We start from the raw sequence: 13,024 nt of genomic DNA, 5'->3' as shown, positions 1-13,024 counted from the left end.
ATGGATGACGACGGGGCCGCACGAGACGATGCGGCCGCTACGGGTGACACGTTCACCGAGGAGTACGAACTGGCGACGGAAGCCGACGTTATTCAGGTCGAGGACGACCCCGATGGCGACGCGGCTGACGACGTGGAGGGCGCGGTCGCCGGCTCGCTCGCTCCGGATCTCGAGGTGACGCCCGACGCGCCAAAGCCTGAGAATGTCGTCTTCGTCGCACTGGGGGTCTGTATCGCAATTCTCGCGCTCGGACGGATGTTCCTCGGGGCGGAGATGTACACGCCGTCCGTACTCGGCGGCGTGGTCCTGTCCGTCGCGCTCGGAACCGCAGTGCTGTACGGGTTCTTCGTCCGGACGAGCGACGCGTAACGCTGCAGCAGTGTCGGGCGTGTCACGCCTGACCCCGACACTTAATCCTGCTCCGACACTAAGTGAGGGCATGGTGAACCCGCTGGCGACAGTTGCCCCGCTCCAGGCCGAACCACTGTTAGGTATGTCGCTCTCTATCCTGCTGTTTCTGGCCGGCGCGGGCCTCATCGTGGGCGAGGCACTCGCCCCTGGAACCCACTTTTTCGTTCTCGGTGTGGCCCTGCTGACGGCAGGGCTGGTCGGGCTGTTCATTCCAGCGAGCCTTGGGATCCTCGCACCACTCATCCTTACCGTCGTCGTCCTTGCAACGACAGCGGTCACGCTCTGGGGGTATCGAAAGCTCGACTTCGCCGCACCGGGCCGTGGCCAGACGCTCAGCTCTGACTCGCTTACGGGCCAGTTCGGAACGGTTACCGAGCGCGTAACCCGAAGCGACGGTGAGGTCAAACTGGAAGACGGCGGTTTCAATCCCTATTATCAGGCTCGCAGTTCCGGCGACCCTATCGAAGAGGGGACGGAAGTAATCGTCATCGACCCCGGCGGCGGGAACGTTCTGGAAGTCGAAGCGGTGGAGTCGGCGAGCGACGAAATCGACCGCGCGCTCGAACGTGACCGAAACCGGAGCGATGCGGACGCCGAGCCGGAGCGAGAGTCCGAGCGGGCGTAGGTGTGCAATTCGGTAGTTTGTGACAGGGACACCGAAGCCTTTTCATTGCGCGCTCCGGAGTTCTGATTGTCATGTTCCCCGCGACAGCACCGCTGCAAGGTCTGGGAGGACTCGTCGGTTTCGTTACCGTAATCTTCCTCCTGATTGCCATCGCGCTGGTGTACTCCAGCGTCGTGATCATCCGCCCGTACCAGAAAGGTGCCTACACGGTCCTTGGTACCTATCGCGGCGTCCTCGACCAGGGGATTCACTTCATCTATCCCTTCGTCTCCGACGTGACGCGGTTCGATATGCGTACCCAGACGCTTGACGTGCCGCGGCAGGAAGCGATCACCCGCGACAACTCGCCGGTGACCGCCGACGCCGTCGTCTACATCAAGGTGATGGACCCGAAGAAGGCGTTCCTCGAAGTCGACAACTACGAGCGCGCCGTCTCGAACCTCGCCCAGACCACCCTCCGCGCCGTGCTGGGCGACATGGAACTGGACGACACGCTCAACAAGCGCGGCGAAATCAACGCCCGCATCCGCAAGGAACTGGACGAGCCCACCGACGAGTGGGGCGTCCGCGTCGAGAGCGTCGAGGTCCGCGAGGTCAACCCGTCCAAGGACGTCCAGCAGGCGATGGAGCAACAGACCTCCGCCGAGCGGAAACGCCGTGCCATGATCCTGGAAGCCCAGGGTGAACGGCGCTCCGCCATCGAGACGGCGGAAGGTGACAAGCAGTCGAACATCATCCGCGCCCAGGGTGAGAAACAGAGCCAGATCCTCGAAGCACAGGGTGACGCCATCTCGACCGTCCTGCGTGCAAAATCCGCCGAGTCGATGGGCGAGCGCGCCGTCATCGACAAGGGGATGGAGACGCTGGCCGAAATCGGTCAGGGCGAGTCGACGAAGTTCATCCTCCCGCAGGAGCTTACCTCGCTGGTGGGCCGCTACGGCAAGCACCTCCAGGGCTCGGACGTGAAGGAGAACGGTCACTCGCTGGAAGCGCTTGACTTCGACGACGAGACCCGCGAGATGCTTGGTCTGGACGATATCGAGGAAATCCTCGGCCAGATCGACGAGGAAGCACAGGTCGACGTCGAAGCGATGGAAGAGGAAGCCCAGAAGATAAAACACGGCGAAGACTCCGGCGTCGACAGCGCTGACGACGTTATCGAGGAGATGGACGCCGAGATAGACAACGACTCGGGCACGACTGACGTGGCCGGCGGTCCCGACGACACGACGCGAACGTCGGAAGTCGACAAAGACAACTAACTGAGAATCAGGCGAAGACGTTTTATTACCGACCCACCTTTTCGGTAGCAATGACGCGTGAGGGCGACGTTGACGAGGATAAACGAGCGACACTCCGTCGCTTTGCCGCCCTCGGTGCAGCAAGTCCGTTTGCCCGCTTCGGCGACAGCGGGAGCGAGAGCGACGCGCCCGATGCAATCGCCGGATACGTCTCGGCACACCCCGGGACCCACTTCTCGAAGCTTCGCGACGACCTCAAACTCGGGACTGGTGAGGCCCAGCACCACCTCCACCGGCTGGAAAACGAGGCTGTCGTCACGTCACAGAAGGACGGCGACTACCGCAGGTACTTCCCGGCCGGTCAGTTCTCCGAGTTCGAACAGGTGGCGCTTGGCTACCTGCGGCGGTCCACGGCTCGCGGGATGCTCGTCACCCTGCTGCGCCGCCCGGACGTGACGGCGTCGGAACTGGCCACTGAACTGGATGTCTCGCGACCGACAGTGAGCAACTACGCCGCCGACCTGGAGACGGCCGGCCTTCTCTCTCGTGAGGACGGCTACGCAGTTACAGAACCCGAAACCGTGCTGACACTGCTGATTCGGTACGCCGACTCGTTCGGCGACGATGTCGCCGCGCTGGCCGGCGAGGCCGACTCGCTACTGCGGTATGACCCGTGACGCTCGGACCCCGGCTGTCAACCCAGCCGCGTCTGTCTCGCCCTCACCCCCCTTCGACGATGCCTGTTATCTCGAACCTGGCCCCGCCCGACTCGCTGTCGGTGACGCTCACGTCCCACCCGTGGACGGCGGCGATATCGGCGACGATTGCGAGGCCGAAGCCGGTGCCGTCGGAGGCGGTCGAGTACCCTGCCTCGAACACCACGTCCCGCTCGTCTTCGGGCACGCCAGGGCCGTCGTCGGCGACGTAGAATCCGCTGGCGTCCTCGATGTCGCCGACGGTGACCGTCACGCCGTCGCCGTGTTCGACGACAGCATCTGACTGTGACGTCGTGGAGCTGTGCTCGACGCCCTCATCCTGTCCCGTGGTTGGAAGGGACCCGTGTGCGACGCTGTTCCGGAACAGGTTCTCGAGCAGGCGACGCAGCCGCCGGGGGTCGGCGACCACGACGCTGTCGGTGTCGGTCTCCAGGGTCGCGTTCTCCGTCTCGACGGTCTGCCAGCAGGCGGTCGCGGCAGTGTGTAGGTCTACTGGCTCGGTGGTCGTCGCCTCGCGGCCGTCGCGTGCGAGCGTCAGGATGTCGTCGATGAGCGTCTGCATCCGCTGGTGGGCGCTGTCGATGCTGTCGAGGCGGTCGTCGGTTACCTCCTGTCGGGCCAGCTCTAGGTGGCCCTGCGCGACCGTCAGTGGCCCCTGAAGGTCGTGGCTGACGACGCTGGCGAAGGATTCCAGCCGCTCGTTCTGGACGCGGAGCCGGCGTTCGCGCTCCTTCTGTTCGGTGATGTCCTGGATGAAGCCCCGAACCGTGCGGTGCTCCGCGTCCTTGACCCGTTTCCCGCGGGACCGGACCCACCGGCAGTCGCCCGTCGCGGTGATGAGCCTGGCCTGTACGTCGTAGGGGTCGCCCTCTTCGAGGGCTGCGTCGACGGCGTCCGCGACCCGGTCTCTGTCTTCAGGGTGGTAAAACGACAGCCCGTCCTCGACCGTCGGGTTGAACTCGTCGTCGACCTCGTGGATTCGGCGCGTCCCCTCTGTCCAGGTCGAGACGCCGGTCTCATCGAACTCCCACGCGCCGAGGTCACCCAGTTCCTCCGCCTCGGCGAAAAAGTCCCGTAGCTGGGCGAGGTTGCGCTCGCGCTCGATTCGCTCGGTGACATCCTTGCAATGTGAGAAGACGGTGACGACATCGCCCGTGTCGTCGGTGACGAGGCGATTGTGCCACTCGACCATGATGCGCTCGCCGTCTTTCCGGACGTTCTCGTCGACGCTGTGGTAGCCGCCGCTGGCCTCGCTGAGGGCGGAGGTCACCGCGTCGACGTCGTCGTAGCTGTCCGGACTCACGAACACCTCCCACGTCTCCCCGAGTAGTTCGTCCTCGGTGTAGCCGAATATCTCTGTGAGGGTGTCGTTGACCCGGACGATTTCGAAATCCGGGTCGTACTCGACGAAGCCCAGTGGCGATTGGTCGATAAACAGCGACAGCCGGTCCGTACTCTCTTCGAGCGCCTGCTGTGACCGGTACTGTTGGACGGCGTTGGCGATGCGGTTGGCCAAGAGGGCGTAGTGACTGGTATCAGACGTCTTCTGCAGGTAGTCGGTGACGCCGGCCGAAATAGCATCGCCGGCGACTGCTTCGCTGCCTCGGCCCGTGTACAGGATAAAGGGTAGCTCCGGGTACGCCTCGCGGACGGATTCGAGAAAGTCGATACCGCTTTCGCCGGGCATCTCGTAGTCCGAGACGATGCAGTCGAACGTCGCCGATTCGATCCGAGCCAGCCCCTCCGACGCGCTCGTCGCGGTCTCGATGTCGAACGCGGCCCGCTCTCGTTCGAGAAACGCCGCCGTCGTCTCCGCGTACTGCAGGTCGTCGTCGACGTGGAGGACTCGAATCGAGGACCCAGCCTCTCCCATTACTGGGTCCGACTATGCCGTCAATTGTTATGAATGTGCACATTCAGATATGCCAACAGAAGCCTGCATCTCAAGGGGTCGTGGCTGACGGAAAAAGTGAGCGTCGACACCGAACCGTCTCTGCGCGGGCGACAGCACCGCTCGTTCGGCGGGGTCCGGGCTTAAGCTTCGACCATCCATGTCGTCGAGGAGGAGTACCCCCACTTCTCGACGGCCAAGTCGTGATCGCCGTCGGCGATTGCGGTCATATTCGTTCCGACTTCCTTGGCTGAGAGGCCGAGTTCGTCGCCGATAAGTCGGGATTTGAAATACGTCTGGTCGTCAGCATTGGAACGGAGATACTCCAGAATACGTCGCTGCTTGTCCGAAAGCGGACTGTCGGTGGGTTGTGCGGTGGCGCTCATTAGTACAGTTACTAGCAGTACCGAGACACCCTTATTGGATTTGGTACAGACGGTTAAGGGCTTGCCCTCTTGCGGTTTTCTCTCGTTCGAAGCTGGGATACTGCCGCGAGTTGGGCCACGCGGCAGTCGGTTGGTACAGGCGGGAAACACCGTGTGTTCGTCACTGTCCGGTAACAGTCGTTCGCTCCGGCAGTTCTTTAGTAATGGGCCGTTTTGTGGCCGAACGGAGGTCTATCACATTGGAAATCTCGGATCAACTGCTGTGTCTGTTCAGTGCCGATATCCGCGACGAGGGGGACCGGTACGTCGTAGAGGTCCCGCGTCGAGAGGTCGAGACGGGCGCAGTCGACTCGGGCAGTACCTACCGCGTTGCACTCATCTCCGCAGACGAGGGGACAGAGGCGGACGAGGAGACGGTGGCGGATACGCCACCGGATCAGCCACAACCGCCGGTCGAGCCGGGTGAGACGCGCTACGTCGAGATCGAAGACATCGGCAAGCAGGGCGACGGCATCGCCCGCGTCGAGCGCGGCTACGTCATCATCGTTCCGGGGGCCGAAATCGACGAACGTGTCAAGATCGAAGTGACCGAGGTCAAGTCGAACTTCGCAGTCGGCGAAATCATCGACGATGTGTGACGCTACTCGTAGGGGCTGCCGTCGGGGCGCTTGGCTCCTTCGGAGTCGTGGACGACGACCTGTCCGGCTGACTGGTCGACAGGCCGGTAGTTGTCGCGGACGCCGATTGCTTCCGTCAGTTCTCGAACGGCGCGTTCCTTGAGCGCTGCAGCCAACTCCTCAGCGTCGGCTCTGGAGATATCTCGACCGAGGCCCTCACATTCGTGGGCCCGGACCATCCCTGCCTCGTCGACGGCGTCGCCCATCGGCTGGCTCGTTCCGCCAAGCGCGACGCTGAACGGGTAGGTCCGGCAGATGAGCGGGCGGTCGCCGTGGACCGTACAGGCACCCGTGCCGTCGTCGCCCTCGGCGTAGAACGTGCAGTCGCCGCAGTCGTCGGTCTGGAGCGCCCACTCGAACGTCTCACCTTCGGGGCCGTCCGGCCCGTCCGCCAGTCCGTACGGCATCGGTCGGGCCACGTCGCGGAAGTCGTACTCCCCGGTCGCCTGTAGCTGCCGGATCTCGTCGGGAAACACCGTTGCCGTGTGAGGTTCAGCGTCGGTTTCGGCGGAGTTGGATTGCTCGCCGGACTCATCTCCGTCACTCTCTCCACCCTCGCCACACGCTGACTCGGCCTTGCAGCAGGCTCCACAGCGAGTACATTCAAACCCGATCGTCTCGATTGCGTCGGCCAGTTCCGACTCGTCGAGGGCACGGGCCCGTTCGAGTTCGGTTTCGAGAGAGTCCACGGCTCTGATAGCGGGCCGACGGGCAAAAAGGCGTCACTCCACCTGATTCGGTGTGGCCCGTTCGCTGTCCCATGAAATAGCGCCCTCGACAGCGAGCTTCTCGACGTGGGCCAGTACCGTCGCACGGGCCAGGTCGCGGACGCCGGTGAGGTCCTTCCCGTAGGCGGCATCGAGGATTTCATCCGGAGTGGCGGCCCCGTCGTGGACAGCGTCCCGAACACGCCGCTCGCGCTCCAGTCGGTGACTGATGAGGCGCGCACACGTTTCCCGCGGCGTCTCGATACGCGGGCCGTGACCCGGTAACAGCACATCGGGGCTTCTGGCGTGGAGTCGCCGCAGCGACGCGAGATAGGCCCGCACGTCGCCCTCAGGTGCGCCGACGACGACGCTGCCCTCAGCGACGGCGAGGTCGCCGGAGACGACGGCCCCGTCTGTTGCGAAGGCAACGTGTTCCGGCGCGTGTCCCGGCGTATCAATGACGGTCACTGGGCCAGCATCGGTCGGAATCGTCGTCCCTCCGCTGAACAGTCTGTCCGGGGTAACGCCGGTCGCGGCTTCGAACGCGCTCGCCCGACCGCGGCGCGCCCACACCGTCGCGCCGGTCTCGCTGGCGTAGTGTGCAACGGCACCAGCGTGGTCAGGGTGATGATGCGTGAGCGCAATGTGAGCGAGGGTGCGGTCACTGAGAATCGAATCGAGCGCATCGTTCGTCGCCGCGGGGTCCACGAGAAGAGCCGCCTCGTCGCCGCAAACGTATGCCGCCGTGTTGCCGGTTGGTGCCCGTGTCGGGACAGGCACGTCGGCCCGCTGCCAGTCCATGCCGGCCGGTCAGACCGTGAGGAAATAAACCTGTTTGCGTGCGTCGGTGAAACTATACCGTGAGTCTACCAGGTCAGACTCCTCCAGCCGGTTCAGGGCATACCTGACAGTACGGTCCGGGAGTAGCGAGTTCTCGGCCAGATCGCCCTGTGACAACGGAGCATCGTCTTCCAGCACCTTCGCGACGAGCTTCGCGCTCGGCGGGAGTTCACGCAGCGTGTCGCGGAACTCCTCGTCGGTGAACGGTGCCGGTGCAGCGTTTTCAGTTAATGCGCTCATAGTGGTTGATATTCCAGACTTACTGGTAAAACTTGGCTATATGCATGACCAAACAATACAGATTCTATGAAGTGTTTAATGTGTCCTTATACAAAACCGCCATCGTGCGGTTCCGGCCGGTAACCGGGAGATTCGTCCGGAATTTTCAGGGTCGGGAGTGTGGTCGGTTCCAGATTGACTTGAAAGCAACCCGACCGATGAAAGGGGATTCCAGTATCGTTTTATCCCCCGCGGGGTGAGCAATACACCGTGAAAGGGCAGGAGTGGTATCAGGCTGACACCGTGGCCGAAGAGTACGAGGCCAAGCGGTTCTCCCGTGGTGGTCGGCTGATCGATCGACGCGAGAAGCAGGCCGTCCTCGATGCAATCGGCCCTGTGGCCGATAAGGACGTATTAGAGGTAGCTTGCGGGACCGGCCGGTTCACCGTGATGCTGGCCGAGCGCGGCGCGAACATCACCGGGCTGGACATCTCGGGACCGATGCTCCAGCAGGGCCGTGAGAAAGCACAGGCGACCGGTGTCGACGACCACGTGGAGTTCATGCGGGGCGACGCTGCCCGACTCCCGTTCCCGGACGACCATTTCGACACTGTGTTTGCGATGCGCTTTTTCCATCTGGCGGACACGCCTGCGGCGTTTCTCGCGGAGATGCGCCGCGTCTCGAAGGAGCAGGTCTTCTTCGATACGTTCAACCGGTTTTCGACCCGGTCGATATACAACTGGGCGCTCCCGATGGGGTCGCGGCTCTATTCGCGCTGGGAGATCGACCGGCTGTTAGACGGGGCCGGACTGGAACTGACCGACGCGAACCACGACTGGCTCCTTCCGTACGGGTTCTACCGGAAGATTCCGAACGAGCTGGCCGCCTCGTTCCGCTCGCTCGATACGGCGCTTGGCGGCACACCGCTCGGCGAAAAGCTGGCTTCGGTGTCGTACTGGAACACCCACGTGTAGCGCACCGCCGCTCAAACACTCCGGTTTTTGTACTGGGAAGTTCGCGTCCGCCTCCCGCGACTTTTAAGCGCCTTCGCCGTCCTACCCAGAGGTATGGATCTCTCGGTAGTGGTCCCGACGCTGAACGGCCGGGAAGAGCTAACCGGCTGTCTGGACGCACTCACCGAGCAGGTTCCGGATGCGGAGGTAATCGTCGTCAACGGCCCGTCGGCCGACGGCACAACGGGGATGGTCCGGGACCGTGACGACGTGTCTATTCTCGTCGAAATCGCCGACCGCTCGGTGACAGTCGCCCGCAACGCCGGGATCGACCGGGCGACGGGGGACGTTATCGCGCTCGTCCATCAGTCGCTCTCTGTCGAGTCCGGCTGGGCTGACGCCGTGAGAGACGGGCTTTCGGGGACCGCTCAGGCCATCACCGGACCGACACACCAGCAACTGTGGGCCGGGATGACGACCGAAACAGAGGAAACACGGACGATAGCCGGCCGCGACGTGACGTATTTCAACCCCGGCAACGTCGCGTTCGATGCCGAGGTACTGGAAGCACTGGACGGATTCGACGAGTACCTGAATGTCGGCAGCGCCCGGGACTTCGCACACCGGATGGCCGCCAGTGAGTACGGTGTCGACTGGAGTACGAAAATGTGTGTCAGCCGCGAGTTCGAGGCCGACGGCGGCATCGCAGAGACCGACTGGAACTGGAAGTACCGCTCGCTCGCGTATCGACTGGTGAAAAACTACAACGTCCGACCGACAGTGATGCGGCGACTCCTCAGCCACGCGGTCGGTGACGCGAAAGACGCGCTGGTCGATGTCGTGCGCGGGGAGACGACGCCGTCGCAGTGGCTCGGCAACGGACAGGATGTGTTCGGCGGCGTCGGGTCGGGAATCGTCGACGGAGTCAGGGCACGCGTGACCGACCGGACGACCCGCCGGAATCCGAACGGTCGGTCCGCGCGTGCGGACCGCGCAGTGACTGTGTACGACTGGCGGTAGTCACGGGCCTTGCCGCGACCGTTCGGTCCGAGCAGTGGCGCGGCAGTCAGGGTGCCAGCGCCTCGATGACGCGGTTGGGATTGTTCGAGAACACCTTGCGCATCGCGTCTTCGGGGACATCCAGTGTCAGAATCTCCATGACGGCCACGTTCGGGTGGACGCTGGGGACGCCGCTTCCGAAGAGAACACGGTCGGGGTGTTCCAGAACCGCCCGTTCCATCGGCCCTCGGTAGCGGACCGCGCTGGTGTCGAGATACAGATTGTCGTGGGTCTCCAGCAGGTCGATGGCTCGTTCCATCAGGTCCTGCCGTAGTGGATGCGCGCCGAAATGTGAGAGAATGACCGGGAAATCGTACGATAGCAGCGATTCGGCGACAGTTTCGGGCGGGAACCCTTCGCCGCCGTGGACGATAACGGGCAGCGACACCGACTCCAGTTCTGCGAGGACTTCGTCATCGGGTAGTCCGTCAGTCGGTGGATGGAGCTTGAAGCCGTAGAACCGGTCGTCGTAGGCGTACTGCTCGATGTCCGCCGGCGAGGTGTGGGCCTCCGTGCGACTACTCGCGAGGTTCCGCAGCGTCGACCCGGGGCCGGACCCCGGGTCCCGAGCGCCGTTGACTCTGGCGAAGGCGACCATCGGTCGCTCGACGGTCATCCGGGCGACGGCGTTGTTCGCTTTCAGATACGACCCGTCTCGCTCGCCGGGGAAGACGACGGAGCGGACGACGCCAGCCTGGTGCATCTCCCGTTCCAGTTGCTCCGGGTCACCCATGCCGTCTCGGGGTCGGCGCTGCTCGTCGGGTTCCAGCCGTGCGTGCACGTCGACAACGCGGAACCCGTGCTCCAGCTCCAGCATCTACTATACGGTGTGTATAGACCCATATTAAAAGATGTGTAGGTCCAGCCAAGATTACAGGGACAGCAACCGCGCCGTCGCCCGACGAACGGTCTACGCCGTTAGAAAGTTTTATATAGAACCGCTTGCCTTGTCTTAAGTGAGGTTCAACACATATGTCATCTGGCCAGCGACGCATGGGCGGCCAGCCTCTTTTCATCCTTGATGAGGACGCCCAGCGCACACACGGGAAGGACGCACAGTCATCGAACATCTCCGCCGGAAAGGCCGTAAGCGAGTCCGTACGGACCACGCTCGGTCCCCGCGGCATGGACAAGATGCTCGTCTCCGACGACGGTGATGTGGTCATCACCAACGACGGGGCGACCATCCTTTCCGAGATGGACATCGAACACCCCGCGGCCCAGATGATCGTCGAAGTCGCCCAGACGCAGGAAGACGAAGTGGGCGACGGAACGACGACCGCGTCCGTGCTGGCCGGGGAACTGCTGACCAAGGGCGAGGACCTGCTCGACGATGACGTCCACCCGACGACAATCGTCGAGGGGTACTCCGCCGCCGCCGAACTCGCACAGGAGGCGATTAACGAGATTGTCCTCGATGTCGACCTCGACGACGAGACGCTCGTCGAAGTCGCCGAATCATCGATGACCGGCAAGGGCACCGGTGATGTCGAGGCCGAGAAACTCGCCGAAGTCGTCGTCGACGCCGTCCGCCACGCCAAGAGCGACAACGGCGTTCGCCGGGACAACATCGAAGTCCACACCCAGACGGGTGCAGCCTCCTCCGCGACCAAGCTCGTCGAGGGCGTCATCGTCGACGAGACGGCCGTCCACGACAACATGCCGACCTCGGTCGAGGACGCGTCTATCGCGGTCATCGACACCGAACTCGACGTTCGTGAGAGCAACATCGACGCCGAGTACAACGTCTCCAGCGTCGACCAGCTCAACGCCGCGCTCGACGCCGAAGAGAGCGAACTGCAGGGCTACGCCGAGGAAGTCGTCGAAAGCGGCGCTGACGTCGCGTTCGTCACCGAGGACGTCGCCGACCGCGTCGCCTCCCAGCTCGCCAAGGAAGGCGTCTTCGTCGCCGACAGCATCAGCTCCTCGACCGCGAAGGACATCGTGGAGGCGACCGGTGCAAAGCGCGTCGGCTCCCTCGAAGCTCTTGATGAAGACGCGCTCGGTCACGCCGACAGCGTCGACGTCGAAAAGCAGGGTGACGACGACGTGACGTTCATTACCGGCGGCGCGACCGCCGAGTCCGTCACAGTCATCGCTCGCGGCTCCACCGAACACGTCGTCGACGAACTCGAACGCGCGCTCAACGACGCGCTCGACACCGTCATCGCCGCGCTCGACGCCGGCGGTGTGGTTCCCGGCGCAGGCGCGACCGAAATCGCCATCGCCGACCACATCCGCTCCGAAGCGGCGTCCATCGAGGGCCGCAAGCAGCTCGCCGTCGAAGCGTTCGCCGACGCTGTCGACGTGCTACCCCGCACACTCGCGGAGAACACGGGCCTCGACGCCATCGACGCGCTCGTCGACCTCCGCGCCGAACACGAGAGCGAGGGCATCGCCGGCGTCATCAGCGAAGGCCAGACCGGCGTCGTCGGTGACCCCGTCGACTACGGCATCCTCGACCCCGCCGCAGTCAAGCGCGAAGCGGTCGACTCCGCTACCGAAGCGGCGACGATGATCGTCCGTATCGACGACGTCATCTCGTCGTCGTAAGCCGTTTACAACCTGTTTTCTTTTGCCGAAACCGAATAGCGGCGCGACCGATCCCAGAACTGTCCCTACTCGCTAGGGTCAACAGCTAGCGTCAGCGTCGCGTCACTGCCACTAGCGAGCGCATCGACAAGGTCCCGGTCCACGTCGCCGGCCGCCGCGTCGGCGTTCACCATCACGGTGCGGTCGTCGACGTAGTCGCTCGTCCGCAGGACGTGGCTCCGGTCGTTCTCGAAGGAGAGGTCGGGATGGCCGGTTCCGGTCACGGTAACAGTATAGTTGCCGGCCTCGATAGTCGCCGTGATCGTCGCGTCGGCGTCTTGGCAGGCTGTCACGAACTCCGCGTCGAAGTCAGCGGGGACGCGGTCGGCTTCGATAGCCAGAATGCAGTCACCGGCCGGTGTCAGAAAGTCGTCGCTCGTCACTTCCAGCGTGCTCGCGTGCTCGCCGGAGACGTTCTCGTGGCCCTGTGCGTGGACCACTTCCTCAAGTGTCATACCTCCCGGTCACCGCCGGGCGTACTTCAGCGGGACGACTCCGACCGGACGACGGTAACCGTCACCGCACCGCAGGCGCACTCGTGCGCCTCGCGGCGGCCAGCCTCGGTCTCGAACACCAGCGCCGGCTCGCCGAGCGAGCGTTCGCAGTGCTGGGCCTCGCAGGTCGGTGTCGCCGCCTCGTGCAGTTCGGTGAGCATATCTGGATAGTAGGTGGCTACCTATGTCAAAGCGAGCCATCCCCGGAGTGA

General features: G+C 63.8%; 16 protein-coding genes. 8 read left to right on the top strand and 8 right to left on the bottom strand.

Annotated elements, in window-relative coordinates; all coding sequences use genetic code 11:
- From AMS69_RS07765 to AMS69_RS07750, 4 genes are all read left to right on the top strand, one after another.
- Positions 1–369, top strand: coding sequence for a DUF7312 domain-containing protein (locus AMS69_RS07765; RefSeq protein ID WP_053967494.1), 369 nt, complete (start codon positions 1–3; stop codon positions 367–369).
- Between the two features lie 70 nt (positions 370–439).
- Positions 440–1,036: an NfeD family protein gene (locus tag AMS69_RS07760; protein ID WP_053967493.1), complete on the top strand. Its 597-nt coding sequence runs from the start codon at positions 440–442 to the stop codon at positions 1,034–1,036.
- Positions 1,037–1,107: 71 nt separating this feature from the next.
- A complete protein-coding gene (locus AMS69_RS07755; RefSeq protein WP_053967492.1) occupies positions 1,108–2,298 on the top strand; it encodes an SPFH domain-containing protein in 1,191 nt (396 codons plus the stop codon).
- Positions 2,299–2,348: 50 nt separating this feature from the next.
- Positions 2,349–2,954: a winged helix-turn-helix transcriptional regulator gene (locus AMS69_RS07750; RefSeq protein ID WP_053967491.1), complete on the top strand. Its 606-nt coding sequence runs from the start codon at positions 2,349–2,351 to the stop codon at positions 2,952–2,954.
- A 43-nt stretch (positions 2,955–2,997) separates the two neighbouring features.
- On the opposite strand, the gene AMS69_RS07745 is transcribed toward AMS69_RS07750, so the two are convergent.
- Positions 2,998–4,866: a PAS domain S-box protein gene (locus AMS69_RS07745; RefSeq protein ID WP_053967490.1), complete on the bottom strand. Its 1,869-nt coding sequence runs from the start codon at positions 4,864–4,866 to the stop codon at positions 2,998–3,000.
- 161 nt (positions 4,867–5,027) lie between these two features.
- Positions 5,028–5,270, bottom strand: a complete 243-nt coding sequence (locus AMS69_RS07740) for a DUF7123 family protein (RefSeq protein WP_053967489.1) — start codon at positions 5,268–5,270, stop codon at positions 5,028–5,030.
- Positions 5,271–5,509: 239 nt separating this feature from the next.
- On the opposite strand from AMS69_RS07740, the gene AMS69_RS07735 reads away from it, so the two are divergent.
- Positions 5,510–5,908: a TRAM domain-containing protein gene (locus tag AMS69_RS07735; protein ID WP_053967488.1), complete on the top strand. Its 399-nt coding sequence runs from the start codon at positions 5,510–5,512 to the stop codon at positions 5,906–5,908.
- Between the two features lie 2 nt (positions 5,909–5,910).
- On the opposite strand, the gene AMS69_RS07730 is transcribed toward AMS69_RS07735, so the two are convergent.
- The 3 genes from AMS69_RS07730 to AMS69_RS07720 are packed head-to-tail and all read right to left on the bottom strand — an operon-like array spanning position 5,911 to position 7,734.
- A complete protein-coding gene (locus AMS69_RS07730; RefSeq protein ID WP_053967487.1) occupies positions 5,911–6,636 on the bottom strand; it encodes a YkgJ family cysteine cluster protein in 726 nt (241 codons plus the stop codon).
- A 33-nt stretch (positions 6,637–6,669) separates the two neighbouring features.
- Positions 6,670–7,455 carry an MBL fold metallo-hydrolase gene (locus tag AMS69_RS07725; RefSeq protein ID WP_053967486.1) on the bottom strand — a complete coding sequence of 262 codons (786 nt, stop codon included), beginning with the start codon at positions 7,453–7,455 and terminating at the stop codon, positions 6,670–6,672.
- 9 nt (positions 7,456–7,464) lie between these two features.
- On the bottom strand, positions 7,465–7,734 hold the full coding sequence (locus AMS69_RS07720; RefSeq protein ID WP_005537824.1) for a MarR family transcriptional regulator: 270 nt from the start codon (positions 7,732–7,734) through the stop codon (positions 7,465–7,467).
- 249 nt (positions 7,735–7,983) lie between these two features.
- On the opposite strand from AMS69_RS07720, the gene AMS69_RS07715 reads away from it, so the two are divergent.
- A complete protein-coding gene (locus AMS69_RS07715) occupies positions 7,984–8,688 on the top strand; it encodes a class I SAM-dependent methyltransferase (RefSeq protein ID WP_004517150.1) in 705 nt (234 codons plus the stop codon).
- Between the two features lie 93 nt (positions 8,689–8,781).
- Positions 8,782–9,687 (top strand): glycosyltransferase family 2 protein, encoded by a 906-nt coding sequence (locus AMS69_RS07710; RefSeq protein ID WP_053967485.1) that lies wholly within the window; start codon positions 8,782–8,784, stop codon positions 9,685–9,687.
- Between the two features lie 46 nt (positions 9,688–9,733).
- Here the strand turns inward: AMS69_RS07710 and AMS69_RS07705 are convergent, their stop codons facing one another.
- Positions 9,734–10,543, bottom strand: a complete 810-nt coding sequence (locus AMS69_RS07705) for an amidohydrolase family protein (protein WP_053967484.1) — start codon at positions 10,541–10,543, stop codon at positions 9,734–9,736.
- A gap of 176 nt (positions 10,544–10,719) precedes the next feature.
- Between AMS69_RS07705 and thsA the strand changes: the two genes are divergently transcribed.
- Complete coding sequence (gene thsA, locus AMS69_RS07700) at positions 10,720–12,279, top strand: thermosome subunit alpha (RefSeq protein ID WP_053967483.1); 1,560 nt, start codon at positions 10,720–10,722, stop codon at positions 12,277–12,279.
- A gap of 65 nt (positions 12,280–12,344) precedes the next feature.
- On the opposite strand, the gene AMS69_RS07695 is transcribed toward thsA, so the two are convergent.
- Complete coding sequence (locus AMS69_RS07695; protein WP_053967482.1) at positions 12,345–12,773, bottom strand: DUF371 domain-containing protein; 429 nt, start codon at positions 12,771–12,773, stop codon at positions 12,345–12,347.
- Positions 12,774–12,799: 26 nt separating this feature from the next.
- Positions 12,800–12,973, bottom strand: a complete 174-nt coding sequence (locus AMS69_RS20585; protein ID WP_170083003.1) for a hypothetical protein — start codon at positions 12,971–12,973, stop codon at positions 12,800–12,802.
- Positions 12,974–13,024: the final 51 nt, after the last annotated feature.

It is taken from the genome of Haloarcula rubripromontorii (assembly GCF_001280425.1).
Classification (GTDB): domain Archaea; phylum Halobacteriota; class Halobacteria; order Halobacteriales; family Haloarculaceae; genus Haloarcula; species Haloarcula rubripromontorii.
This window is presented reverse-complemented; position numbering and strand designations above follow the sequence as displayed.

Coding starts and splice junctions, on each gene's coding strand:
- AMS69_RS07710 (WP_053967485.1), top strand. CDS start 8,782: ATGGATCTCTCGGTAGTGGTCCCGACGCTGAACGGCCGGGAAGAGCTA.
- AMS69_RS07720 (WP_005537824.1), bottom strand. CDS start 7,734: ATGAGCGCATTAACTGAAAACGCTGCACCGGCACCGTTCACCGACGAG.
- AMS69_RS07745 (WP_053967490.1), bottom strand. CDS start 4,866: ATGGGAGAGGCTGGGTCCTCGATTCGAGTCCTCCACGTCGACGACGAC.
- AMS69_RS07755 (WP_053967492.1), top strand. CDS start 1,108: ATGTTCCCCGCGACAGCACCGCTGCAAGGTCTGGGAGGACTCGTCGGT.
- AMS69_RS20585 (WP_170083003.1), bottom strand. CDS start 12,973: ATGCTCACCGAACTGCACGAGGCGGCGACACCGACCTGCGAGGCCCAG.
- AMS69_RS07750 (WP_053967491.1), top strand. CDS start 2,349: ATGACGCGTGAGGGCGACGTTGACGAGGATAAACGAGCGACACTCCGT.
- AMS69_RS07760 (WP_053967493.1), top strand. CDS start 440: ATGGTGAACCCGCTGGCGACAGTTGCCCCGCTCCAGGCCGAACCACTG.
- thsA (WP_053967483.1), top strand. CDS start 10,720: ATGGGCGGCCAGCCTCTTTTCATCCTTGATGAGGACGCCCAGCGCACA.
- AMS69_RS07695 (WP_053967482.1), bottom strand. CDS start 12,773: ATGACACTTGAGGAAGTGGTCCACGCACAGGGCCACGAGAACGTCTCC.
- AMS69_RS07765 (WP_053967494.1), top strand. CDS start 1: ATGGATGACGACGGGGCCGCACGAGACGATGCGGCCGCTACGGGTGAC.
- AMS69_RS07705 (WP_053967484.1), bottom strand. CDS start 10,543: ATGCTGGAGCTGGAGCACGGGTTCCGCGTTGTCGACGTGCACGCACGG.
- AMS69_RS07725 (WP_053967486.1), bottom strand. CDS start 7,455: ATGGACTGGCAGCGGGCCGACGTGCCTGTCCCGACACGGGCACCAACC.
- AMS69_RS07740 (WP_053967489.1), bottom strand. CDS start 5,270: ATGAGCGCCACCGCACAACCCACCGACAGTCCGCTTTCGGACAAGCAG.